Source organism: Rhizobium sp. NZLR8, assembly GCF_019685025.1.
In the GTDB taxonomy this organism is placed as follows: Bacteria; Pseudomonadota; Alphaproteobacteria; order Rhizobiales; family Rhizobiaceae; genus Rhizobium.
This window is the reverse complement of record NZ_JABDVY010000004.1, coordinates 63,840-88,216: the sequence shown is the minus strand read 5'-3', so window position 1 is coordinate 88,216 and position 24,377 is coordinate 63,840. Positions and strand designations below refer to the sequence as shown.

Genomic DNA, 24,377 nt, shown 5'->3' with positions numbered 1-24,377 from the left:
CCGAGCAGCTGGAGGAAGCCGAGGACAACGGCCTAGCGACCTTCTATTCGCCGAGCTTCAGGCAGTTCCTCGTCGATCTTCCGGATCGAGGAGGACTGAAAACGCCGAGGCGGTGCAATTTGTCTTAAAACAGAGTCGGCTGCGACACCGGCTCCCCGGTCGTGGTCACGATGGTCGAACCGTAGGGCTCTCGTGACGACACCATGATCTGGTCGTTCGGGAGCGGCCGAGCTAATGCCTTCGCCTCCTCCCATGGTGCCCTCATCCAGATGTCCGTTTCTTCTTCTGTCAACAGCAAGACTGGCATCGCCTTTCCGTGGATCGGTTTGACGACGTCGTTGGGATCGGTCGTCAGGATGGCGTAAAGGTCGTCTGTGGTCAGGCCGTCCTTGACCTTCCGAACGCTTTGCCACTGGGGGACATGCACCCCCGCGAAGAACATCAGTGGCTTGCTTTCGTCGCGAGCAAACCAAGCATTTGGCGTGCTTCCACCGTCCTGTTTGCTGGCAGGATCGGGTTCGGCAAAGCTGGTCACCGGCACGATGCAACGGCTTTGGACACCGAACCATTTCTTCCAATGCGGAAGATTGAGATTTCGAATGTTTGTGACACCCTTGTCCGGCTCCACCCGGATGAGCACGTCCATTTCGACGGGCTTGCCCTTCTGGCGCAACTTCTCTGCCCGGGCCTCGGCCGCCTGTTTGATTGCAAAAAATGGCGAAGGGAGACCCCATCTCGCATGAACAAGCTGCTTTCGGCCATCGGCCGTGTTGCGAACGATTGGCCCCGCCTGGTCGGGGTTCATCTGATAGGCGGGCATCAAGTTGATCAGGCTCTCAACGTCCTGTGCCCATTTGCTGACCCAGTCCTTGTCCTCCATGCGGTAGAGATTGCACATTGATCGCAACGACCTCCCTTTCGCGTTGCGGACAGCCTATCCCTTTGGGAGACGACGTCAAATGCTGGTCCAGACTTGCGATATCAGTGGATCACGATGCTCTGACCCCGGCCGGGAGGATTGATTGACACCGTCACCTTGGAGTGTTGTCACCCGATAGCGGCGACGTTAGCGAGCATAATGTGAGTCACGAGCACCACGTTCGTCTGACGTTATCACCTGTGCCTTCTGCTCGGCCGGAAACTTCGATTGCTTGGGAAGGACACGACTTCAAAGCCGCCCTCTCTGCAGCATCTCGTGACGGGCTAGTTCAGCTCGTTTGAAATGCTCATCATTTGGGTCGAAGAAGTAGCTGAGTATGCTCTCAAGAACCTCGTCCAGCGACATATGTCTCTTCGTGAAGTCACCAGGGCCCGGCCCAGGCACCCATTGCCAGACACAAATGTTCCAGTTGCCTGTTTCTCCCCAAAGCTGCAGGCTGGGCATACGCGTTAATTGGTCGTGCCCCCTCATCATCGCGGGTATAAGCCTCAAGGTCGCAGAGCGTGTTGCCACCGCTAGATTCCGGCAATGCTATCGAATAGCCGGACGGATAGCTGGCGTGGGTACTGACGAGGAGTGGAAGCGCACCACCTACCAGGCCATTTTTTCGAAGCTTTTCACGAAACTCTGCGGGCAGAAGACGCTCCTCCGGGTGCACCATATTTTCAGGTCGGCTCGCCTTAAGGCTTTCCTGAAGCATTCGTTTCCGATTTCGCGTTGAATTCGCACCCATACCGGTTCGCCCTTTCTTTGATCAGCTCGACGTCCGCCAACGGGATAGAAGGGTACGAAGTCCATCGACAATGACTTGGTGCTGAGGGATTGCATCCTTATCGAAGATCAGCCGCGCGTACATTCGCAAATCCTTCAAGTCGACATTCCCCTCACATCTCTGAAATGGGGCATAACATTCAATCACGACATCCTCGCCGGGACCGAATTTATACCAATAGGTCATCTCCAAGCTGCCTGTTGTCGGAACCACAGTATGCCAAAGCCCGTGCTCCTCGACGCTCCCGGGGGATCGACCATCGAGCTGCCTGGCCTCCTTCAGCCATTCAATCGATCTTCGCCCGTGCGAACGATCATCATCGTACCCAACGATCCAAAAAACTTGCACAATCGACTCGTCGGGCTTCGGGTTTGGCCTGGCACGCTCCTTTGGTCGGTTTGTCGTTCCGCTATAGATGATCTCTGCTTCAGGCATGTCGAGGCTGGGTATCCAATATTGTAGGTCGGCCTGTTTCCGTGGAGGGCAGTTGAAGCTCGTCGGATTCGGGCGACTAGCATAGTAGCCCCATGGGATATCATAGGGCTGCGAGGCAAGGACGACTCGGATTGGATGGTTCAGTTCAACGAGCGAACGTCGCCGCCGTATCAACTCGCCTTCAGCAAGCGATCCGCCGGAAAGTCCCTTGCTACATGCCAGATGGTAGATTTCTTCTCTGGTCTCGTTGCTCGGCAATACCACGGCCGTTGGAGTCCTGGTCGAAATCAGCAACATAGGCACGAGGATGATGGCGGCGAGAAAGAGAAGGATCGCCCAGAGGACAACACTTAATATAAGACGGCTTATCGAATAGAGACGTGTGAAGAACATGGATTAGCGCTGCGCAGCGGGGGATGAGATCACGAGGCTCAGGACATACGACGCGGCTTGCTCTACCGACATGACAGAAGTGTCTACGATCTCACATCCACGCGCTCGCGCCTCCAGTCTGAGATAGTTGGCCCAGTTCATCATCTCTTGGCTGGCGAGTTCGGGCTGCTGCCGGTCGACGGTCAGCCGAGCGGTTCTAGTGGCGTCATCGCAGTCGACGAGGACCGGGATGTAGTCGTGCCAAGCGGCCGCTGCCGCCCCTTCAGCCAGGAAAGCAAGCCGGGTCTGGCCTTCAAAGACGACCCTCCGTCCTGTCTTGGCAATTTCCGCAATCCGTTGCATCCATTCGACCGTCTTTGCCAATTGCCAGCCTTCCCCTGATCCGTATTCGCGCATCATCTCCTCAGCACTCGGCACCCCTATCGCGTCAAAGAAGACGACCTCGACGTTGTCGAGGGACTGCTCAGCTATAGCCCGAGCAATGGTCGTTTTGCCGGAGCCCGACGCTCCGATCAAAATAGGTACAGGCATCTTCGGTCCTCGATCAGCTCAATGAGACGGGGTTGCACGGGCAGAATACAATGCAAATCCTGATTGCTTCAATGATTGATGTTTCGTCCGATTTCGCGCGGTCTATGCTTTACGCCATGGTCTCGGCGTCGGCTGGCAGCTCGTGCTGCCGCTAGCGGCCAGTTCCCGAAGTCGTGACGATACCCGCTCACCCAATTGGTGCTCATGTTCGCATTGAGGCGAGAAAACTTCGGGCGTGTGACGAGGCGCTTCTTTAAAATGACCCGTGTGCGTCTGTTGCTCCGATTCTGCTGGCAGCACGGCTAAAGCCTTTGGCCCCTCTCGAAGCCTAACGAAGCCCACGGTCGGTGCTGACATTGACCGTGCGCAAGATATTGATCGCCCTCAACTGAGTGGCGTATCCGACATCAAGACCCTACATGTTCTGACAGCAAGCGTGCCCCTAGCGACGTTTTCAAGCTGCATCAGCTTGGGCACCACGACACCAGTGAAGAAATGAGTAGCGCCACATGATTTTGCTGATACTCGGGATGGTGTTTGTTGTCGTCTTTTTCTTTTTTTTCCCAAAGCCGACATTGTTTGCCCTCGCTGCTCTCATAGTCGCGGGCATCGGTGTTGCGATTTTCCTCTACTTCCAACAAGCAAGCCATGATGGTTCGATTACCTCGATCAAGGGCACGAGTAAGGGGACCGAGGGATGCGCGGAGCCCGCTAGACCCGTTTTCGTCCGGCTTTTCAACGGCTCCGGCCAGCAGGTGGATGTTATCCGCTTCCGGCTCGTCGCAAAACGTCCCGGATTTAGCGTTGAATATTATTCGGATTACCTCACTAGCTATAAAATTATCGAACCTGGCGGCACCTATGACAACTGCTGGTCTCTGAACCAATACAGGGGCTTGCAAACTTTGCCGGAAAAATTAACCCCGGGCCAACTAGACTGGTCGGTCGAAATATCTTCCGTTGAATTTGCGGATGGCCGCTAGCTGCGACGGGGCGGCACCGTATCGAGCCCACTTGATCATCACGAAGAGCCAGCGTTTGTGGTACGGTGGTCATAGTGCCACCAGGTCCATCGACAATGGCTCGTGCTGAAAAACAGCATCCTGCTCAGCCACGCGTACATTTCGCAGTCGATAATCCCATTCGGATTGCGAAAGGTCCGCGCGAATTCACTGCACTATCCCTTGCACCATGGTCTGGGCGTCGGCGGACAGCTTGTTCTGCCGCAGACGAATGGTACTGCAAGGCCCTCTCCGATCAGGATGGTCCCGACGTCCTTGCCGTCGACCAGCAGCGTCCCGCAGGAGCGGCCGTGATTGCACTTCTTCGTACCCTCAGTGCCTGGCCTACACGCGCACGCGACCTTCGTCAGCCGGGCACGGCCGTCAGCCACCAGTTCCCGAAGTCGTGCGGAGGCCAGCTCGCCCTGTTGGCGCTCATAGTCGCATTGAGGCGAGAAAACCTCCGGCGTGTTGAAGCCGACCAAGCGCGTTCCGGCGGCATCACCGACGACGCGGACAGTGTCCCCGTCGGTCACGGTGAACTGCTGGGCCAGCGAAACCGTCGCTGTCGCCGGAGTTGACGGAAGTTGCCCGCGTCCGAATTCGAAAACCTGCTGGGCGATGGCCACAGCAGCAACGATCAAGAATCCAATGGCCAGCTTTTCAAAACGCCATCTCAATCGTCTGCCCGCCCGGCCAAAACTAGGCACGAATATTTTCTTGTGTTGACGGCGAGATCGGGAAAAGGGAACGACTGTGGATTGCGATGGCACGGTCTTGTCAGGCTGCCCCAGAATTTCGAAAATCTTCCCCCACTGTTTGTCAGAAAGGCGAGCCTGGCCGCCAGAACGCTCAAGGCGGGCGTGGATGTCGGTCAGGAAGCTTCGCTGCCAAGCCGTCAAATTTTGGCGAAGCAGCGCTGCTTCGATGTCTTTTCGAAGGTTTTCGGCCCGGTCCATGACTCTGTCGCTTCGTGCGGATAGCCACACCTAAGCAGGAAGACCGGAAGAAATTGTAAACCGACGCCTCAATTGGCAACCATAGGACGATGGATTTCGGCCCGGAGCGGCCTTCTCCTTCTCTCGTTCGTGTTGTAATGTTGGCGAAGATAATACCTGCAGGTGCATGATATGGTCGGAAAATTTTTAACACGCGGTGCTATCGTAGATACGATCAAAAGCGAGGAGCGAACGAACGCACAACAGAAGCGAGCGGGTAAAATCCGCTATCATGTTGATGCTGTTTCGTGTGGATGTCCCGATGAAAATTGCGGTGCGTTTCATGTTCTTCGCACCGAGCGGCCCCTTCCCACAATAGCGGAAGCCGAAGCTACGCTACATGCGCACCGACGTTCCCGCAAACATCGCCACTATGTGGACGCCGTCTAGCGCGACGATCAACATTCAGGTCAATGCGGTCGTTTGGCGCGTCTCGAAACTCGGTCACGAACCTTTGGATTTTGCGAGGGATTTTTGCGATCAGGTTATGTCAGACTTTGGTGGAGTGCTGAACGTGCAAGATGGCTTTAACTTTGTTCGCTAAGGGGCAAGCATGGGTTTAATGTGGACCGTATGGCCCTCCCCGCCGGAAGGTATACCAGCAGTTCATGGCTTTAGAGAATTGAAGATCGCTCGGGCATTGGCCGCGACTGCCGCCGACTGCGTTATGAAAAGCTCCGCCGTACTCCTGAAATTATACGAGATGGCGAGCCGGTCTGATAATTCCTCTGTGGCCGTGCACCGGAGCCAAGGTTGGATTTTGGAGTGATAGTCATCGCACTGGGCGAAATATCCATCCGGCCGCTGCAGGTAGAGGTCATTCTTAGAGCGATAGGTTCTGAGGCCGTCGGACGCCACAACGGCTTGGTTCTTCAACATAGCCTCACGGTCGCGGGCCGAAGGATCAAAGCCCGAGGCCTTTATCGAAACCGTGATTTCTACAGGTTTATCGGGAATGACTTCCACGCGGATTAGGTGGCAGGCCAACTCGGCCCACGGATATTCAGGGTGCGGGCGCGAGCAGAACGGTCGGTTAGTCTCCATCTCTCTCCGCGACGGGCTGCCATCCAGCATGAAGACCACTGACTTCAAAGTCGCGTTGCCTTGGTCGGCCTCCCTGCAGAAGGCGCGTGCATCCGGATTATTCCAAAGAATGTAATGGGCGTCGTTCATTCCCTCGCCCCAAAGGAAAATACCGGGCGCTACTGGAATCTCGATGTCGACATCGGCGAGCCGGGCCGGGTGCAGGTTGTCGAGGCATGCAGCATCGGGCGGCGCATAGCGAGCTTCTCTGATTTTCTGCTGCGTCCAGTTGACCACGAAATAGCTGCCGAAGCCCAAGATGAAGACGACGGGAAGCACGTATATGGCCCGCAGCGCCCGCGACCGGGTGGCGCGGCCGATCAACACAAGCCCACTTGCAACGAAGCCGCTTGCCGCACCAATCATCGCGAAGACCACGAGGATGATCCCGAATGCCACACCAGCCCCGTCCGAGGAATTGACACTCGCGTATTCGATTTTGGCCAGAACTGCCGCCACGATCCCAGCGGGTACGAGCAACCACCACCGCCACCAAAAGCACAAGGCGAGGAAGCCAATGGCGTAGGGCAGGCCCACTAAACTGAGAAAATGCCCGACGTAGTGCATTAAATCGTCGCTCCGCGCTGATTGATGTTTCTATCGCATCGACCTGAAGACGAACCGTGAAAAACTTCGGTTAAATTGCACGCAAAGCACGGCTGCACATCCAGGATAGGCGAAATAGGCCTTGCCCCGCCCAGCCGATTACAACTGATCATATGGGTGAAGAGGGCTCTAAATCCATTTTACATTATGGAGTGGCAAGCAGCACGAACGTGCGCGGTCACTCGCGACACGTCGTTTTCAATAGCTTTGCCATTGCCCGTCTTCAATGCCTGAGCCAACGAACATCGCGCATCACTTTGTCCCCCCGTGCATTCAAGAATACGGAGCCGCGCTCGGTCACCCAAGCAAGGTCCAATTCGAGCAAGCGTTGTTCGAGCTTCGCCTTTTGCTCGGGACTATTTTCACCGAACAGGTATGGGAACATGACTGCCAATTCGGCCTCTGACGAGTTCGGATCACCGATCAGCATTGCTCTGATCTTCATTCCGCGCTCGTTAAAAGTTAGACGCGAAGCATCCCAAAGACCGAGCCTCGCCAAATTGGCCCAGCGTTCTTCGTGTCCTGAGAGATGTTGGCGATCTGCGTGTTCTCGGACGGCGGCAATTTCTTCTTCCGAAAAGTCATTTGTGTCCGACAAATTTAGCCTCCATCGGCAGCCACGTTTAAGAGCGGTGCTCCTGCGAATACGAGATGGCGATTAAAATATCGCTCGGAGCAAGTGCCAGCTAGATGATCGCGAAAGAAACAGAAACCCGCACCTGCTTTCGCGATGGGCTGATACAACGTCTACTTCTGGCGGATGTTGCCTTTCAACAGCCGTGTTCGGTGGCGCGGTAGGCCGCAAGTGCTCATTTTAATGGAAGTTCCGGCTCTTAACCTTTAGCTGATCAATGTGAAGGTCCGGGATTTATCCCGAGCCCGATACTATGCCGAGCCCGTTCGCTAAAGCCCGAGATTTCCGGTAATCCAGGATCGAAAGCTCGGCATAGTTTGAACGCGTTGGACGACCGGGTTCGAGCCCATTCCGGTCATGCCTGACGAAGCAAGTCTACGATCCCGTCAGGGAATACGGTGTCGCTGGTTTCTCGAAGCTCTTGCTCGGACCACCAACGGTGGTCAGCCATTACGTCTCGCTCGTTCTCTGTCCACCCGGTGTCTGAGATGGAATTCCGGTGGGCTCGAACCCCAAAGAAGCGCTCCTCAGCCCATACGACCTCTCCGCTCGTCAGTTGGAGTTCGAAGGACCGACGGCCAACCTCGCCAGTTAAATCATGCCCAGAGAAACCAGTTTCTTCTTCCAACTCGCGCAACGCTGCCTCCTCGAAAGTTTCGCCTTTTTCGACGGCTCCGCCAGGAGTTGCCCAATACGTTCTGCCCGTCAATGGACCCGAGCTATGGGAAAACTTGAAAAGCAGAACGCATCCGAATTGGTCGATAACCAGTAGTCGGGCAGAGGGTCGTGTCCGCATAGGGCGTCTCCCATTATGAAGGCGCAGCGTAGCATCAAGATGGCCTCGCATGAACGCATGTGGCGCGAACCTACTAAGGCGGCGATCAGCCGAAGCGGTCATTGCCGCTGAGTGAAGAGCCGAAGTATTTCATCCATCTCACGATGAGAGCGGAGCACGGCTATCCGCCAAGAACTGCCATTGAGAAGTTACAGGTGCGGCCTAAGTTGCCGCTAGCGAGCCAATTTCGGAGGAACTGTGATGAGAAAGCCAGAAATCCCTACAGAAATCCGAGCCCATATCGATAAGGTGCTGGAGCAGTCGGGTCAGCAATTTTCTTCGGGTGATTTGCAGGCCTCGCTACGCACAGCCCTTCAGGCTTGGGAACTTATCCCCGAACCTAAGGAGAAATGGGACTATTATCCTCAGAGCCTGTCATCCGGCTTTGTCATCGATTTCGCCGATCTTGGCGATAAGGAGAGTTGTCTCCAATGGATCGAAACAATGGCTGTCATGTATGACGATCCGAACCGCGAAGATCATCAAGTGCTTATGCAAGAAGGCGAAGCGATGTTCAAACTGGGCGATACCGAAAAGGCATTTCGGGCTTTTAGTCGGATCGAAGAAATCTATGGCAGAAAGGGCTTCGCTGGCGACCAAAAGGCCTACCTAAAGTATCTCGATGAACAACGCACCCGACAAACCAGTGGCGGCACCTGACGACTGCAATGGGCCGAATCCGCCTCTTAGTGCTGGATATTATGCCGAGCTTGCCAGGCGGCTTTACCTGAAATCTCGGGCTTTAGGAAACGGGGTCGGCATATTCTCCGGCTCGGTATAAGTACCGTTATGCCCAGTTCGGCATAATGGGACAAAGATGTCCCGTGACTTCATTCCTTGGCCTGACGGGTCGCGCGAATCCGGTCTCCCAGGCGTGCCATGAGCGAACTCATCTCCCCTCCCTGTCGGCAATCGGAATTCGTGATCGCGATCTGCGAGGCCCGTCAGAGTTCCTGAAAGATCGAACAGCTGCTGGGCGACCAAGTGGACGACATCGCCTTCCCTCTGAATGCGACCGTTGATCGCCAGCATCGAGGCTCCCAATGCAACTCGCCGCGACCGCTCAAACAGCTTGGGCCAAATGACGACGTTGGCGACGCCTGTCTCGTCTTCAATGGTCATAAAGATCACCCCCTTCGCGGAGCCAGGCCGCTGACGCACGAGAACCAGCCCGGCCGCCATCAGCCACCGGCCGTCTCGGGCCGACATCGCTTCCGTGCAGGTGACGATCCGACGTTCCGCAAGTTCTTGGCGCATGAAGCTGACAGGATGTTCGCGCAACGTCAGACCAGTATGCCCGTAGTCGAGAACGACGTTATGGCCCTGCGTCATCTGCCGGAGTTCGACTGTCGGTTCCTGTTGCTCGGTAATCGTTCTGGCCTCCCTCTCCGCAGCCGCCGCAAAGAGCGGCAACGGCTCGTCTCGCAGTGCCTTGATGGCCCAGAGCGCATCGCGACGCTCCAATCCCAGGGAAGGTCGAAAGGCGTCCGCTTCCGCCAGCTCCACCAGCGATGTAGCCGGGACGCCCGAGCGTCGCCACATATCGTCTACACTGTCGAACGGCTGGTCGGCGCGGGCGGCAACAATCCGGGCAACGTCCGCCGTTGCGAGGCCCCTGACCATGCGCATGCCGAGCCGGACCGCATGTCGGTCCGAGCCGTCGATGGGTTCCAGGGTGCAATCCCACCGTGACTGGTTGACGCAAACCGGCCGAACCTCAACACCATGTTCACGACCATCCCGCACGATTTGGGCTGGCGCGTAAAATCCCATAGGCTGCGAATTCAATAGCGCCGCGCAAAAGACATCGGGGAAATGGCGCTTTATGTAGCTCGACGCGTACGCAATCAGGGCGAAACTCGCCGCATGGCTCTCCGGAAAGCCATAGGACCCGAAGCCTTCGAGCTGGCCGAATGTGCGCTTCGCAAACTCCGGTGAATACCCGTTACGGATCATGCCGGAAACAAGCTTGTCCTCAAAACGGGAGACGCCGCCGCTGAACTTGAAGGTGGCCATAGATTTGCGGAGTTGGTCGGCCTCTCCGCCCGTGAACCCGGCGCAGACCATAGCGACGCGCATTGCGCTTTCCTGAAACAGCGGCACGCCGAGAGTTTTGTGAAGGACGGCTTCCAGTTCGGGCGTCGGGTATTCGACCTTTTCCTTGCCCTCTCGACGGCGAAGATAGGGATGCACCATATCACCCTGGATCGGGCCCGGCCGCACGATAGCCACCTGGATGACGAGATCGTAAAACGTCCGAGGTTTCAGCCTTGGCAGCATCGACATCTGCGCCCGGCTCTCGATCTGGAAGGTGCCGAGCGTATCGGCCCGGCGGATCATCGCATAGGTCGCCGCGTCCTCCTGCGGGATCGTTGCGAGATCGAGATTGATGGCCTTCTTCTCGGCAAGGAATGCGAAGCTCTTGGCCATGCAGGTCAGCATGCCAAGCGCCAGCACATCGACCTTCATCATCTTCAGCGCCTCGACATCGTCCTTGTCCCATTCGATCACCTGGCGATCCACCATGGACGCAGGCTCGATTGGCACGAGGTCATCCAGCCGGTCATGGGTCAACACGAACCCGCCAGGGTGCTGCCCCAGATGGCGAGGAGCACCCATCAGCTGTTGCGCCAGCTGGAGCGTCAGGGCGAGCCGCCGGTCGGCAGGGTTGAGATTGAGGTCCCTGACCTGCTTTTCGCCGACGGCCTCCGACCATGCCCAGACGCCAGACGACAACGCCTTGATCAGGTCCTCCGGCAGACCGAGCGCCTTTCCGACGTCCCGGATCGCACCCTTGGTGCGATAACGCGTGACCGTGGCGCAGAGCGCCGCCTTGTGGTGGCCGTAGGTTCGGTAAATCCATTGGATGACCTCCTCTCGCCGCTCGTGTTCGAAATCTACATCGATGTCCGGCGGCTCATCACGTTCCTGGCTGACAAAGCGCTCGAACAGGAGGTCATTGGTTTCCGGATCGATGGACGTAATGCCGAGCACGAAGCAGACAGCAGAGTTCGCAGCGGAACCCCGCCCCTGACAAAGGATGCCTTGGGATCGAGCAAAGCGGACGATGGAAAAAACCGTCAAAAAATAGGGGGCGTATCGCATCGTCTCGATGAGTGCGAGTTCGTGGTGGATCGTTTTCTCGACATGCGGTGGCAAGCCATCCGGATAGCGATTGGGAATGCATTCGCGGACATAGTGCTCCAGCGACTGCTGGGCATCCATTCCGGGTACGGAGCTTTCTTCAGGGTATTGGTAGGTCAACTCTTCCAAGCTAAAGCGACAGCGATTGACGATCTCCATCGTCCTGGCGAGCGCTTCGGGATAACGCCCGAAAAGACGCTCCATCTCTTCCGGCGATTTAAGGTTCCGGTCGGCATGGCGCTCGCGCTCGAAGCCGACATCATCGATGATCGTTTTCGTCCTGATACAGGTGACGACGTCTTGGAGCTGACGGCGGCCGGGCTCATGGAACAGGACATCATTGGTGACGACGGTCTTTACGCTGTGCCGAGCCGCCATGTTCGAAATTTCATGCAGCCGCACTTGGTCATTAGGGCGTCGGCGCAGGCTGAGCGACACATAGGCGCGGTCATCGAACACCTCGGCCATCTTGCGGAGCTGGATCGCGCAGGTCTCGTCCGGCAGGTCCGGCACGAGGATTCCAATCAGTCCTTCGGAATAGAGCGCGACGTCATCAAAGGTCAGGATGCATTTGGCTTTGCCACCCCTGCTTTTTCCGAGCGTCAGCAGTCCGGTTAGCCGCGAATAGGCCGCCCGATCCGTCGGATAGACCAGGATCGACATACCGTCCTGCAGATCAATTCGACAGCCGACGACCAGCCGCAGCCCCGTCGCACGCGATGCCTCCAGCGCCCTCACAATGCCTGCCAAGGAGTTTCGGTCGACGACACCGAGGGCCGCGATGCCCAGGTCTTTCGCCGTCGTGAACAGCTCGTCTGCAGATGAGGCTCCGCGAAGGAAAGAGAAATGCGTCGTTACCTGGAGTTCAGCGTAGCGCATCAGGCAAAGACCCCGTGCAGGAACCACCGATGTGAGCCGGTTTCTAAATCGACACCGTCGCCGGAGCGGAAAATCCAGTAGCGCTCGCCGGTCTCGTCCTCGACGGTGAAATAGTCACGGACGGCGGTCCACTCGGACGTGCGTTGCCACCATTCTCCGAATATGCGCTCGGGGCCGTCGGCTCGCTTCACCCGCCGCCGCTTACCGCGCCAGGTAAACCAGACGGGAGGATGGTCGGGTAGAAGAGCCATGACCTCGATCAGTTCCGGTCGGTCCATCAGCCGCACCGGACGAGGCCAGATCATCGGCCAGGTTTGCCCAACGTCTTCCGCGATTGCCGATATGCGTTGGACTGATCTCTCCGGAACATCGCTCGCAACAGGGGCGAGGCGATAGATGCGATAGGTCCCCCGGTTGCCCAACACATCGACGAATGCGCCAACATCAACAGTGGCATCTTCTATCAGGCTGGATGCGATTTGCTTGTCATCGAGGGGTTCGACCATCGTGGCGGCGAGACTGAGTTTCTCGATGCCATAGCCTGGATCGATCTTCTCGATCCGGTCGTGCAGCAGCTTCGTCAGCCAGGCGACATCTCGCACGGGCTTTGCTGTCCCCGCCCTCAACGCCTGAATCGAGTTGTCGACACGGTGGACGATCAGGTCCGTGCGACGGACGCCCAACCCTTTCGCCTGGAGTTCTCGACAGAGCTTCGCCACGAGGCGCGAGATGTATTTTGCGATGGTTTCTGCAGCACCAATTGGCTCCGCGAATGCCCGACAGACTTCGATGATCTCGGGACAGCGGATGGGATCAATGGGCTCGGCTATCCGCCCGAACATCTGGTCGAGACGGCGACCGATCTCCGGGCCGAACCGCAGAGTAAGCGGCGCACGAGGTGTCGCAGCCAGGTCGCCGACCGCTTTGAAACCGAGCGTGCGCAGGCTCGCTATCGTCTCGGCGCTCAACCGCAGCGACGAGATGGGAAGGTTGGCAACAGCATCAGCCGTTTTTCCTATCGGAATGATCCTGGTCTCGGCCGTCATGGATCGCGCCAGGCCGAATGCTGCTCCCCACGTATCAGCAATGACGGCGCGGGCTGGCAGACCGCGTGCGCGAAACCGGTTCACAAGACCGGACAGCATCAGCTCCTCGCCGCCCTGAAGATGATCAGCCCCTTCGGTGTCCATAACAATGCCATCCGGCGGATCGGCTGCTACGACCGGCGAATATTGAGACAGCGCCCAGAGAGTCAGCCGTTCGAGCGCCGCACGATCAGCGGCGGGATCGGCATCGACCATGTGGAGCCCCTGGACCAATGCCTGCGCTTTTGCTGCCGCCATGCCAACGTGCAGACCGAGCTTGGCGGCGTTCTCATCGATGGCAGACAGCCAGCGTTTCGAACCGCTGCGTGCGACAACGACGAGCGGCATCTCAGCCGGTATGGACGGGTCGGCGCGTCTGATCCGATCCGTTGCCAGCGTCGGAAAAATGACTGATACGACCCTGGGCATCGCATGCACCTATTTCAAAATCCGCACTCTCACCTGCTTTGACTCTGATCAACTCCGCCAACCATCGCGCCCGCCCGACACCAGGAACCGGCAGTGGCTCGGACGGCAGAACGGATATTCGCCATCGTGTTGCCGCCGCCGTCGGATGCCCAAAATCTCCGGCCTCGGTCTGCCGCCGCCACCGTCGGATCACGAGACCGATGGTGCCCGAGCCCTCGGCGGCCAGCTGCAGGCGACGCGAAACGACCATTGGCAAGCGGACCGTTTCGGCGACGACAGCGCCAAGCCCTCCGAACCGCAACGCCTCCTCGCAGGCCTCAAGGACGTATTCCTCGCGGATCGCTTCAACGTAGATGACACGATCAGGATGAAGGCCGACCTGGGCCAAGGCGGGGGCGAACAGGTCGGGACGAGCCAGGCACCAGACGACCTTCCCCTTTGTCCGAGCAGCGATCCCTCCTGCAAACATGGCTGCAGCAGCGCCATCGACAGCTCCGGCTCCGCCTCCTGCAAATTCGTGGATCGCTCCATATGTCAGGCCGCCGCCAGGAAGTCGTTCGTCGATCTCACCAACGCCAAATGGCAGGACGGTTTTCGGACGGACCAACCCGCCTTCGAGATGCTGAATGCGGTCTCGAAGATCGGAAATGATCGCGTTCGCGGCTGTCTGCGCCATTCGGAGCCTTCGTCAAAATCGGGTTTTCAACTCGCACAGAAGCGAGTATGTTCCGTATTTGTTCCCAATCTGCATATGAGTCAATGTGCATGCGCTGGCGAGTGACGGAGAACTTGCAACCTGACGACATGCTCTTGGAACCGAAGTGCGAATGGATTCAATCGCCTGACGAGAGGTCGTCCACAAGGCATCGAAATGTCATCGATAAGAAAAAATACCTATGACCCCGTTCATCGATGCCATGTTGGAAGAAGGAGAAATCCGATGACCGAGAATACGGCTCCTTTCGACGAAGACCTGCACGCCGCATCGCCTTTTGGAACCACTGCAGGGGAGCTGCGCATCGCTGCGATTGGTTCGAAAATCGAGTTCGCCAAAAGTGAACTTCAGACGGTCCAAGCCTACATCGACGTCGTCTATGCAGGAAGGATCACGGTGACGTCTGATGACGGAAGCGGGCTGCCTGACTCTCTCGCCCATCTCGGGAGCGTCCTTTCAAACTACGAGCAGTCGCTATTCGATCAGATCGCGGAGCTTGAATATCGGCACGAGATGCTGCTCTTCCCGCCCGATGAGGCTGATGACTGCGATGATGATGAAATCTCGGATAATCAGGACGCCTGACTGGAACCATGGACATCGTGAAACCCGACCACGGCAATCGGCAACGCAAGGTCGTTCATATCGACATGGACGCCTTTTACGCCTCCGTCGAGCAGCGAGATAATCCCGATCTTCGCGGTAAGCCGGTCGCCGTCGGCGGCTCGGAGGCTCGTGGCGTCGTCGCGGCCGCAAGCTACGAGGCCCGAAAGTTTGGCGTCCATTCGGCGATGCCGTCGGTTACCGCCAAGCGGAAATGCCCTGACCTGATTTTCGTGAAGCCGCGTTTTGACGTTTACAAGGCCGTTTCCCTGCAAATCAGGGAGATATTTGCCGAGTACACACCGATGATCGAGCCGCTATCGCTCGATGAAGCCTATCTCGACGTGACCGAAAATCTCAAGGGAATGGACATCGCGACGGAAATTGCTGCCGAGATACGCGCGAAGATCAAAGAGGCGACAGGACTGAACGCGTCAGCCGGAATTTCCTACAATAAGTTTCTGGCGAAAATGGCGAGTGATCTCAACAAACCGAATGGACAGGCGGTGATCACACCGAAGAATGGCCCGGCGTTCGTGGATGGTCTCCCCGTCAAGAAATTCCATGGTGTCGGCCCAGCCACTGCCGAAAAGATGCACCGCCTTGGCATCGAGACCGGAGCTGACCTCAAAGCCCGCAGCCTCGACTTCCTGATCGACCACTTCGGTAAGTCCGGACCCTATTTCTACGGGATCGCACGCGGCATCGACGACCGGCAGGTCAAGCCAGATCGCGTCCGGAAATCGGTTGGCGCGGAAGATACGTTTATGGTGGACATTCATTCCTTCGATCCGGCTCGGGAAGGAATCCGGCCGTTGATCGAGAAGGTCTGGGCTTATTGCGATGCCAACGAAATCAGCGCGAAAACCGTCACGCTGAAGGTGAAGTACGCCAATTTCACCCAGATCACGCGTAGCAAGACGACGGCGATGGCTTTCGGATCACTTGCCGATTTGGAGGAAGCCGTGACTCTGCTTCTGCAAGCGATCTTTCCGGTGAACCAAGGGATAAGACTTCTGGGAGTGACATTGTCGTCTCTGGAACGCCGGGAAGTCGAACGCGAGCAGCCCCAATTGCGCCTATTCATATAGGGTGCCGCTCGGCCTGGCCTCTATCATCCCGCCTTCCGACCTTTGAGGTCCGCCTGGATGCTCTTTTTCAATGCGTCCATGATATTGACGACGTTCGATGCGGGCGCTGTCGCTGTTTTACCCTTTGCAGTCTTCTTGGGTTTAAGCAGCTTCTTCTTTTCCTCGATCAGTTTCAGAAGGCTGGCCTGGATCGGGTCGCTGACCATATTCGTCGACCAGCGGGCTGACTTCTGCTTGATGAGTTTCTGGACAAGGGGAATGAGATCGGGATCGGCTTCGGCCTCGATGTCCTCGAAATAACCCTCCTCCGGACGTACTTCGTCGCCGAACCGCAGCGACCACAGAACAATGCCTTCGTCGCGGGGTTCGAGAATTACTGCACGCTCGCGGCGGCCCATGACAAGCTTCGAAACACCGACGACCTTGTCGGCCTTCATTGCATCCCTGATGACGGCGAAAGCCTCATTCCCGACCGCGTCGTCGGGCATCAGATAGTGAGGCTTCTCCAAGTAGACCCACTCGATGCTGTCGGCCGGGACAAACTTTTCGATGTCGATGGTTTTAACGGTGTCGAGTGCCACCCTATCCAGGTCGTCGTCGGTGAGGATCACGTAGTCGTTCTCACCGCGTGCGTAGCCCTTTGCCTCGTTCTCGTCTTTCACAGGTTTGCCCGTGACAGAATCGACGTACTGCGAGACGACCCGGTTTCCTGTATCGCGATTGAGGGTGTGGAAGCGAACCTTCTCGCTCTCGCTGGTCGCTGGGGTCATCGCAACGGGGCACGTGACCAACGAGAGTTTCAGGTAGCCTTTCCAATAATAGCGCGGTGCCATATCAATCTCCTCAACTTGCCTTGCGACGCGGCGCGGTTCCAGCAGAAGGGGTCTTCGAAGCTGCTCCGCGCGTGGCGCGCTGCCGGCCAGTGCCATGATTGGCATTGGCGGCAGTGCGTTTCGGCTTGTCCGCGGTGGCCTTCACCATCCCTGCGCTTTCGCGGAGGGCGGCGAGAAGATCGTTCGGCTTCGACACTTCGACCTTCTTCGGCTTCGGCAACGCCTTGCCCTCGATCTTCGCCTTGACCAGGTCGGCGAGAGCGGCTTCATAGCGATCATCGAAGGTCGCAGGGTCGAAGGTTCCCTTCTTGGTGCCGATGATGTGCTTGGCGAGATCGAGCATCTCACCCTCGATCTTCAGCTTGGGAATTTCCTCGAAGGCCTTCTTCGAATCCCGTACCTCGTAGTCATAGTTCATGGTCGTCGCGATAAGGCCTTTGCCATGCGGCCGTATGAGCACGGTCCGCATTCGCCGGAAGAGAACCGCCCGCGCTATTGCGACGACATTCGACTTCTTCATGCCGTCGCGCAGAGCTGCGAAGGCGTCGCTGCCCACCTTGTCAGGGGTCAGGTAGTAGGGCTTGTCGAAGTAGACGTCGTCGACATCTGAGTAGGGAATGAAGGCTTCAATCTCGAGGGTCTTGTTGCTTTCCGGGATCGTCGCGGCAACTTCCTCGGGATCGATGATGATGTACTGGCCAGTTTCGATCTCGAAGCCTTTTGTCTGTTGTTCCTTCGGAACTGGGTCCTCTGTCTCGCTGTCAATGAAAATGCGGTTCACCCTGTTCCCGGATGCCTTGTTGATCGTGTTGAATGTAATGCGCTCTGACGTGCTTGCCGCCGTGTAAAGCGCTACTCCGAAGGCGACCTCACCGAATTTTATGAAGCCCTTCCACTGCGCGCGATGCCCTGTTGCCATGACGTTTCTCCGAATCACTTCGTCGCGACTCAAAGACGTCTCAGGATGATTCGTTCCGACTCGAAACGAATCATTTTTCAATAACTTACGGAATTGCGTTCACAGATCGATTCCGGATCGCAAGCGCGTCTGATGGTTGAGCAGAAATTACGCCATGCGCTTCGCGCAGAGCGTCCAACCGAGGGGCGAGGAATGAACGGCAACACCGTCATCACCTTCATCCATCTGAAGTGTCGTCACGATCCAATCCGGCGGCATGATCCCTGGCAGTTCTTCGGTGCCGAGGAGGTCGGTCAAGGCATCGACAGTATCGAGACCACCGCGTGATTGCCGCCCGCCACGCTCCAGTCTCGATAGGTGCCGCATCGTCATCCTAATTGCCATCGTCCGACAAGGCATAGCGGGTTTGGCCGTCCCTTTCAGCGCAGCACGACGGACATTCGTTGTGTCGAGGAACCACTGGAATCGTAGCGAGTTTCTCTTTGCGAACCTTCATCAAGGGAGAAACCCGATGGCAAAGACATAGACGTCCCGAGGCCGCGCACAAGATCGCGCCCGCGTCGCCGGCGGCCAGGATCATGAGGTGAAATACGAAGCGGAGAAGCAAAGCGTCTCCAAGGATACCGTCAAAAAAGCGGTCAAAAGCGCCGGAAACTCCCGTAAGAAGGTCGAAGCCGAAATCGGCCGGCGCTGATCCTGGGCCAATTCAGGCTCTCGAGGTCTCTCAACCCGGCGAGCGGCCTCTTGCCTCGCCACGTCGAAGCAGGAGCCTTTCTGAGGTCTTAAATGACAAGGGACACTCCAAACGACTATCGCATCATCTCGAAAGCTGTTCGGGAATGGTATCGGTACTATGAGGTCGAATGGGACGATCAGGCGTCGTCGTTTCTCTGCGATGCGGCGATCGAGCTCTACGACCAAGGCTGCCGATCGGTGGAGGAGATGGCGACGATCCTTATCGGGACCTACGTGGGGCTGGCCGCCACTCGCATCAACGCGCCATCTTCCGACTCCGTGCACTGATGCCGCCGTATGATCCGGGGCAACCCGATGGCCTGTTTCGCACGCGCGCCTCGTTCCTTTAGTTACCAGTCGGTGCAATCGTCAGATTGGCGCTAGGATATGCGGATCAATTTCTGCTGTGGCTTTCCACCTCGGCGATAGAGGGTTGACCTTGCCTTGAGCGAGAGCGTCATTGTTTGGACATGGGCGCTCATTCAGCTACGCCGTAGGTAGCTACGATTGTGCCACCGACGACGAAAGCGAATTTGCTGTCCTGCGAGAATGACAGGCCTATCGGCCCCCAACCCGGCCGCCGAAACTTCTGGATTACTCTGCCAGTGCCCATCGAAATCAGTGCGATCGCGTCGCCTTGCCCGTCCGGCAGCGATATCAAGCCATAGCGACCATCTGGGCTGACCGCCGGAGCCGCACTATTGGAAAAATACGACGCTGTGCCAGAAATCGCCCATTTCAAGCGGCCAGTCGAAACGTCCCTGAGCTCGGCGATCGTTCCGGATTGCGGTTTGGGTGGGGGACAGGGGTTTCCAAATTCGCATATCGAACCCGTTGCGCTTAAATTGCCCATGATCAAAACGCTCGAGGCATCGCTCGAAAGCACGAACTGCGTCCGCCAAGTGGTCGATGAGATGGGAACAACGCGCGGCTGCTGTCCCTGAACCCACAGCAGCCACTTGCCGGGTGCCCAACCGATCAACACGTGTGCTTTTCCGGATGCGTCGATCCTGGATGTGACTGCTTCCAAGCTTTTCTGATCGGCGAGTTCCGACACGCTTGCCTTTTCGACCGCTTGCAAAATGGTTCCTACATGGGCATCGACCAAGGCCAGTGTCGGCGTGCGATCCTCATGCTCCGGCTTGTAGTAATTTCCTTTCGTGCCGAATGCAGCAAGGGCCAGCCCCGAACCGCCAATCCAGTAAATCTCGTCGAGTGGGCCGTTTGGGTGAACGAGCTCAGGCAGCTTTGTCTGCGAGCCGTCCGAGCTGAAGAGATATGGCCGCAGAGAGCCGAGCGCGAAGCCGCTGGGCACCGCCATCTCGCGTTTAACGCCGATAATAGCGGATGAGTCATCGAGCCAGGCGAAGGGTGCTGCCCGTAAAAGAGGGCCCCCGGGGAGGCTTTCTTTAATGGTATAAGCGCGACCGCCTCGCGTCACATCACCGAGCCACAAGCCTTTCGTAAAGCCAAACGCGGAAATAGACTCGCCATTTGGCGAAAGGTCGGGCGGGAGTATTCTCGGCCAACCCTCGGGGATCGGCGTGCAGCGCAGGGTCTTGAACGTCATCTGACCGGCGGGCGTCGGTTCAAGCATGGCGAGGGTGGGGACCCAATTGTCGCCGTAACAGCCAATCCTCACAGGAGCCGCGATGGCCTCGTCGCTAGCCCCAAATGCCGCGATCACAGCTCCGATCGCAAGAGCAATCACTGACGATGCTTTCCAACTCATCGGCTCACCGCGATTCATCATTGGCCCCCACGTCCATAATGGCCGGACAGGAAGACAGTCTCTGTCGACCTGTCGGCGAATACCTCAAGCCAAATCCCGACCTGTAGGCCGAACTACGGCAGCACCGTTTCACGACCGTCGGCGACCTCGCGGCAGTGACACCTGAAGATGGTTGGCATGACCGGATATGAGTGGCGAAAGCTTGCGGCGGCTCTGGAGCAATATAGTTCGTCAGATTAAGCTTGATTGCAAGATATGGTTGAAAAGCACCTGCCCGAGGTTCTACTCTCTGGGCATCCGGGGATTCCAATATGCCATCCGTGTCTCGCGTCATCCTAACCACTGTCTTTTCAGCTGTTATCGCTTCCACATGTCTTGCTGCAAGTCCGACGTCCTCGGGCACTGGGTTCGCTGTGACGGCCGATGGTTGGCTGCTGACGAACGCGCATGTCGTCCAGGAATGCAAACGCATCGAGGTAAAGGGTAAGGGTGACGCGTCCGATCCGAGGATCGACGCCACGAATGACTTGGCATTGGTGAAGGTCAATGCCCCGGACCCGCTTAAACCTCTCGTCTTTCGCCACGCGCCCACACGGCTCGGCGAGGACATCGTGGCTATCGGGTTCCCGCTGGCGACGTTGCTCGCTGATTCCGTCAAGGTTACGACTGGCAACGTCAATGCCCTCGCTGGGCTACGGAACGACACGCGGTACATCCAGATTTCGACGCCGATCCAGCCAGGAAATTCCGGCGGCCCCGTCGTTGATCGCGACGGGTTTCTCATGGGCATCACCAGCGCCACGCTTTCGAAGGGCGTTGCGGATGAAATCGGCATCACCGCCCAGAACGTGAATTTTGCCATCCGCGCGTCGGTTGCCGACCTCTTCCTCCAGTCACAGAGCATCACGGGACAATCGGGAGACCGGGCAGCCGACCAGCAGCCGATCTCGACGGCCGACCTCGCGGATAAAATCACGCCGTCGGTATTCCAGATTCTCTGCTATGGCGAGCCAGCGGAACCAGAGTCCGCAAGCTCGCCGAGCGCGGCAACCAATCTACCCACACAGACGACGTCCACGCTCATCGACGCCCGCGGCTACGACGCGATCGGTTTCGACTACCGGGCCGTCAAGAACGTGACGTATTCCGGGTGTCACGAGATTTGTGAAGGCGATAGCAACTGCAAGGCAATCACCTACAACACGAAGCATTCCGTGTGCTTCCTCAAGGACAACGTTGTTGCCCTGATCCGCAATTCGGATGCCGTTGCTGCCTATGCTTCCACGAAGGCAGCCGACGTGATCGTCTCAGATTTCTCGAGCTATTCGGGTGTAGATATTCCTGGGGGCGACTACAAACGCTTCAAGGGAACCAATTATCTGGGGTGTTTCACTGCCTGCATCAGTGATAATGCCTGCAAGGCGTTTTCCTACGTGCCGAAGAAATCGGAGTGCTGGCTGAAGGATACGATTGGTCGGCCGAAGGCGACGAAGGGCGTGGAATTGGGAATCAAATAGATTGGCAGCCAGCCCCGAAGCGGTCATCGGTTAAAGAGACTGCTGCTTCCGCTCGATCATTGCGTCTCCCTGGCTGCCGGAGCAGCTTTTCGACAGCGATCCCTTGGCGATGCTGACAATGCGGCCGCCGCTTTATCCGAGCACGCTGTGGTGCTGGCCGACGACATCGCTGATAGGGAATGCGACGATTGATGAATGGGGGAGTATGCCCAGGGGTTCTAGTCCGACTTAGGTCCGTCTTTCCCTCGATAGCATGCGGTGTAGATTCTCCTCATCCTTGTTGAAAGGACACCAGGGAGGTTCGTTGTAGCCCTGACTCCAGTTAGAACCTCCCTGGTGAAGTATTATCGATCCATATCGGGCGTTTTGTTCAGACAATGGAAATTCGGCTAGGTTATTCGCGTCTACAATGGGTCGGCGGGTTCGTGGAGCCAACGAGGGAAATACTCACTCTCGGCTTCTGTTTACGGAGGAGTGAATTTGGCCTGCTGTCGGATATCGCGATTGATGTTGATGACCTCGAACGACTACAGGCCATCGTCACTGACGCGTGCAATGAGCTAAAGGTTTCTCCAGACCACCACGATCTCGTCGCGCGGATCGTAGACATGCATTCGCAGGGTCGTTCTCCGACGGCGATCCTGGAAAATCTTCGAGTGGAGTTCGGGGACTGCAATGGCGATCGGCACAATTGCGCACCCGTTCATCATTGAGGGCTACGCGCAGAAGCACATCCCGGAATTGTTCCCGAACAATTTTCCGCATATCGGGGCACGCTCCTCCGCCGATGTAGACTCGTAGCTACTCAGCTGCGATCCCATCAAGCGTGGCAGTTGACTGGATCGATTCCAAGTCATGCAGTCGAACTCCAGGACATACCTTTCTTGCGATTTCGGTCAGGTGCTGATGATGGGTCAGGTAGATCACCTGCCCGTGTCCGGCCATCTCCGCGAATAATCGGAATGCCTCCTCGGCGCGGAAGTCATCGAACGTTTCCATGATATCGTCGGCGATGAAAGGAATGGGAGCGCGATTGGCGACGAACTCGTGGTACCCCGCCACCCGCAGCGCGAGATAGAGTTGAAAGCGCGCGCCCTTGGATAGTTCGTCGGCGGCCTTCGAACCTCCGTTCGCCGACACAGCGATCAGTACTTCGCCGTCCTTACCGGGTTGGGCGGCGACACCCGTATAGGCTCCCCGGCTGATGGTCTTGAACGCGTCCGAGGCCCTCGTCATCATCCCGCTTCGATGGCGATCTCTATAGAGCCTCAATGCCTGTTCGGCGGCAGTAATGCCCGCGCGAAGCTCGAGGTACCGTCCGGCTCGCTCCTCGATCTCCAGCAAAATTGTGCGTCGTTGCTCTTCGATTTCCGCGACAACGGAATCGCCGCCGATAGCGTCGATTGCCTTCTGTACGGTGGAGCGCTCATGAAAGACGTCATGGCATTTCCTGTCTTGGTCTTCCAGGATCGGTGTCAACAAAGCGAGCTGGCCTTCCAACTCCTCTCTATTCACGGAAGCGAGCTTCTCCTCGACGTCGCCGATATGGTTCGCACCGGTGATCTCGACCAGTTCCTGTTCCAGCTCAGTGATGGAACTCCGCAACGCCTGACGCTTCGAAGACAGATCAATGAAGGCCTCGACTTCGTCCAGCGTGGCGCAGCAGAAATACCCCGTCATTTTGGCTATCTGGACGTCGAGTATTTCCTTGGTGACGAGGAGCTCGCGCTCGTCTTCCCGCCTTCTAGCAAGGTCACGGCTGAGATTTTCTTGCTGCTCCAGGCCACGTTCCGCTGCCTTGATCCGATCTCCGATCGTTCGCGTGAGTTCGGTGAGAGAGGCGGTCTTCCGGATCTCGAGGCTGTCGCACAATTCGAAGACCGAAGCTTCGAACAGAGCGTTGTCCTTCTCCATTTTCTCGATTCGATCGATCAGCCCGTCTCTGGTCTCGATCGCGGACGCCAGCTTTTCAAGGACATGGAGGATTCCGCTGACTGCATCGACGTCCGGGAGCACTGGGGCCTCCCCTAGCCAGCAGGCGCTACAGAGGTCGGACCATTTTGCGTCCCATTCGTCCGCGGCTTTCTGCGCATCAGTCATCGCACGGGTACGCTCGCTCAGTTGACTGCTGCGTCCGCGAGTTTTGTAGAAGCCGTCCGCGTTGACGCGGTTCGCCAGGAGCTGCCGGCTGAGATCGGAAAGGCCGGCGCTAGCGGAGAAAAGCAGTTGGCCGAGATCGCCCTTGCTGGCAAGGATGTTCTCGCCGCCCTTTTCAAGCGTGATGTCGTCCAGCGAAAACATCGTTGAAAAGGCTTCTCGTTCGATCCCACCCAGGTCAGCCCTTATCTCCGTGTCGGCCAGACTTCGTTCTTCGCCATCAAGCAAGCTGTTCTGCGGCCGCTTGATACGGACGAAATTCCTGTTCTGACCCGCCACGTGAACGTTCGCCCCTAAACGCATGGTGTTA

Annotated in this window: 23 protein-coding genes and 1 pseudogene; 9 read left to right on the top strand and 15 right to left on the bottom strand. The window is 57.4% G+C overall.

Going from position 1 to position 24,377, the window contains the following annotated elements; all coding sequences use genetic code 11:
- Positions 1-124 precede the first annotated feature (124 nt).
- The 4 genes from HJB89_RS10875 to HJB89_RS10860 form a co-directional block, all read right to left on the bottom strand.
- Complete coding sequence (locus tag HJB89_RS10875) at positions 125-898, bottom strand: SOS response-associated peptidase (protein WP_221149782.1); 774 nt, start codon at positions 896-898, stop codon at positions 125-127.
- A 403-nt stretch (positions 899-1,301) separates the two neighbouring features.
- Entirely contained in the window at positions 1,302-1,640 is a 339-nt protein-coding gene (locus tag HJB89_RS10870) for a hypothetical protein (protein WP_221149779.1), read from the bottom strand.
- Between the two features lie 54 nt (positions 1,641-1,694).
- Positions 1,695-2,540, bottom strand: coding sequence for a hypothetical protein (locus HJB89_RS10865; protein ID WP_259672028.1), 846 nt, complete (start codon positions 2,538-2,540; stop codon positions 1,695-1,697).
- 3 nt (positions 2,541-2,543) lie between these two features.
- Entirely contained in the window at positions 2,544-3,071 is a 528-nt protein-coding gene (locus tag HJB89_RS10860) for an AAA family ATPase (RefSeq protein WP_221149778.1), read from the bottom strand.
- A 509-nt stretch (positions 3,072-3,580) separates the two neighbouring features.
- Here HJB89_RS10860 and HJB89_RS10855 point away from each other — a divergent pair.
- Positions 3,581-4,054: a hypothetical protein gene (locus HJB89_RS10855; RefSeq protein ID WP_221149777.1), complete on the top strand. Its 474-nt coding sequence runs from the start codon at positions 3,581-3,583 to the stop codon at positions 4,052-4,054.
- 194 nt (positions 4,055-4,248) lie between these two features.
- Here the strand turns inward: HJB89_RS10855 and HJB89_RS10850 are convergent, their stop codons facing one another.
- Positions 4,249-5,031, bottom strand: coding sequence for a thermonuclease family protein (locus tag HJB89_RS10850; RefSeq protein WP_221149776.1), 783 nt, complete (start codon positions 5,029-5,031; stop codon positions 4,249-4,251).
- A 379-nt stretch (positions 5,032-5,410) separates the two neighbouring features.
- Between HJB89_RS10850 and HJB89_RS10845 the strand changes: the two genes are divergently transcribed.
- Positions 5,411-5,614, top strand: coding sequence for a hypothetical protein (locus HJB89_RS10845; RefSeq protein WP_221149774.1), 204 nt, complete (start codon positions 5,411-5,413; stop codon positions 5,612-5,614).
- A gap of 62 nt (positions 5,615-5,676) precedes the next feature.
- Here the strand turns inward: HJB89_RS10845 and HJB89_RS10840 are convergent, their stop codons facing one another.
- The 3 genes from HJB89_RS10840 to HJB89_RS10830 form a co-directional block, all read right to left on the bottom strand.
- On the bottom strand, positions 5,677-6,720 hold the full coding sequence (locus HJB89_RS10840; protein WP_221149773.1) for a hypothetical protein: 1,044 nt from the start codon (positions 6,718-6,720) through the stop codon (positions 5,677-5,679).
- Between the two features lie 262 nt (positions 6,721-6,982).
- Positions 6,983-7,357 carry a hypothetical protein gene (locus HJB89_RS10835; RefSeq protein ID WP_221149772.1) on the bottom strand — a complete coding sequence of 125 codons (375 nt, stop codon included), beginning with the start codon at positions 7,355-7,357 and terminating at the stop codon, positions 6,983-6,985.
- 391 nt (positions 7,358-7,748) lie between these two features.
- Positions 7,749-8,189 (bottom strand): NUDIX hydrolase, encoded by a 441-nt coding sequence (locus tag HJB89_RS10830; RefSeq protein ID WP_221149771.1) that lies wholly within the window; start codon positions 8,187-8,189, stop codon positions 7,749-7,751.
- A gap of 240 nt (positions 8,190-8,429) precedes the next feature.
- Between HJB89_RS10830 and HJB89_RS10825 the strand changes: the two genes are divergently transcribed.
- Positions 8,430-8,888 (top strand): tol-pal system YbgF family protein, encoded by a 459-nt coding sequence (locus tag HJB89_RS10825; protein WP_221149770.1) that lies wholly within the window; start codon positions 8,430-8,432, stop codon positions 8,886-8,888.
- Positions 8,889-8,951: 63 nt separating this feature from the next.
- On the opposite strand, the gene HJB89_RS10820 is transcribed toward HJB89_RS10825, so the two are convergent.
- Genes HJB89_RS10820 through HJB89_RS33195 form a run of 3 tightly spaced genes read right to left on the bottom strand, consistent with a single transcriptional unit; the run spans position 8,952 to position 14,441 of the window.
- The gene (locus HJB89_RS10820; RefSeq protein ID WP_221149769.1) at positions 8,952-12,251 is read right to left on the bottom strand and encodes an error-prone DNA polymerase; all 3,300 of its coding nucleotides are present in this window, start codon (positions 12,249-12,251) and stop codon (positions 8,952-8,954) included.
- Positions 12,251-13,765, bottom strand: coding sequence for a DNA polymerase Y family protein (locus HJB89_RS10815; RefSeq protein WP_221149768.1), 1,515 nt, complete (start codon positions 13,763-13,765; stop codon positions 12,251-12,253). Before HJB89_RS10815 ends, HJB89_RS10820 begins: the two co-directional genes overlap by 1 nt.
- The gene (locus HJB89_RS33195) at positions 13,686-14,441 is read right to left on the bottom strand and encodes an ImuA family protein (RefSeq protein ID WP_259672027.1); all 756 of its coding nucleotides are present in this window, start codon (positions 14,439-14,441) and stop codon (positions 13,686-13,688) included. The genes HJB89_RS10815 and HJB89_RS33195 overlap by 80 nt, the downstream gene beginning before the upstream one ends.
- Before the next feature lie 264 nt (positions 14,442-14,705).
- On the opposite strand from HJB89_RS33195, the gene HJB89_RS10805 reads away from it, so the two are divergent.
- Positions 14,706-15,065 carry a hypothetical protein gene (locus HJB89_RS10805; RefSeq protein WP_221149766.1) on the top strand — a complete coding sequence of 120 codons (360 nt, stop codon included), beginning with the start codon at positions 14,706-14,708 and terminating at the stop codon, positions 15,063-15,065.
- A gap of 8 nt (positions 15,066-15,073) precedes the next feature.
- Positions 15,074-16,174 carry a DNA polymerase IV gene (gene dinB / locus HJB89_RS10800; protein ID WP_221149764.1) on the top strand — a complete coding sequence of 367 codons (1,101 nt, stop codon included), beginning with the start codon at positions 15,074-15,076 and terminating at the stop codon, positions 16,172-16,174.
- Between the two features lie 23 nt (positions 16,175-16,197).
- Here the strand turns inward: dinB and HJB89_RS10795 are convergent, their stop codons facing one another.
- Positions 16,198-17,007 (bottom strand): Ku protein, encoded by an 810-nt coding sequence (locus tag HJB89_RS10795; protein ID WP_221149763.1) that lies wholly within the window; start codon positions 17,005-17,007, stop codon positions 16,198-16,200.
- 10 nt (positions 17,008-17,017) lie between these two features.
- A complete protein-coding gene (locus tag HJB89_RS10790) occupies positions 17,018-17,926 on the bottom strand; it encodes a Ku protein (protein ID WP_221149762.1) in 909 nt (302 codons plus the stop codon).
- Between the two features lie 192 nt (positions 17,927-18,118).
- Between HJB89_RS10790 and HJB89_RS33190 the strand changes: the two genes are divergently transcribed.
- From HJB89_RS33190 to HJB89_RS10780, 3 genes and pseudogenes are all read left to right on the top strand, one after another.
- Entirely contained in the window at positions 18,119-18,253 is a 135-nt protein-coding gene (locus HJB89_RS33190) for a hypothetical protein (protein WP_259672026.1), read from the top strand.
- A 199-nt stretch (positions 18,254-18,452) separates the two neighbouring features.
- A pseudogene (locus tag HJB89_RS10785) lies at positions 18,453-18,620 on the top strand (DUF3606 domain-containing protein); the annotation flags it as partial.
- Positions 18,621-18,712: 92 nt separating this feature from the next.
- Positions 18,713-18,949 (top strand): hypothetical protein, encoded by a 237-nt coding sequence (locus tag HJB89_RS10780; protein ID WP_221149761.1) that lies wholly within the window; start codon positions 18,713-18,715, stop codon positions 18,947-18,949.
- A 190-nt stretch (positions 18,950-19,139) separates the two neighbouring features.
- Here the strand turns inward: HJB89_RS10780 and HJB89_RS10775 are convergent, their stop codons facing one another.
- A complete protein-coding gene (locus HJB89_RS10775) occupies positions 19,140-20,411 on the bottom strand; it encodes a hypothetical protein (RefSeq protein WP_259672025.1) in 1,272 nt (423 codons plus the stop codon).
- 293 nt (positions 20,412-20,704) lie between these two features.
- Here HJB89_RS10775 and HJB89_RS10770 point away from each other — a divergent pair, with 293 nt between their 5' ends.
- Complete coding sequence (locus HJB89_RS10770) at positions 20,705-21,910, top strand: trypsin-like peptidase domain-containing protein (protein ID WP_221149760.1); 1,206 nt, start codon at positions 20,705-20,707, stop codon at positions 21,908-21,910.
- A gap of 801 nt (positions 21,911-22,711) precedes the next feature.
- Here HJB89_RS10770 and HJB89_RS10765 read toward each other — a convergent pair.
- Positions 22,712-24,370, bottom strand: a complete 1,659-nt coding sequence (locus HJB89_RS10765) for an AAA family ATPase (protein ID WP_221150002.1) — start codon at positions 24,368-24,370, stop codon at positions 22,712-22,714.
- Positions 24,371-24,377 lie beyond the last annotated feature (7 nt).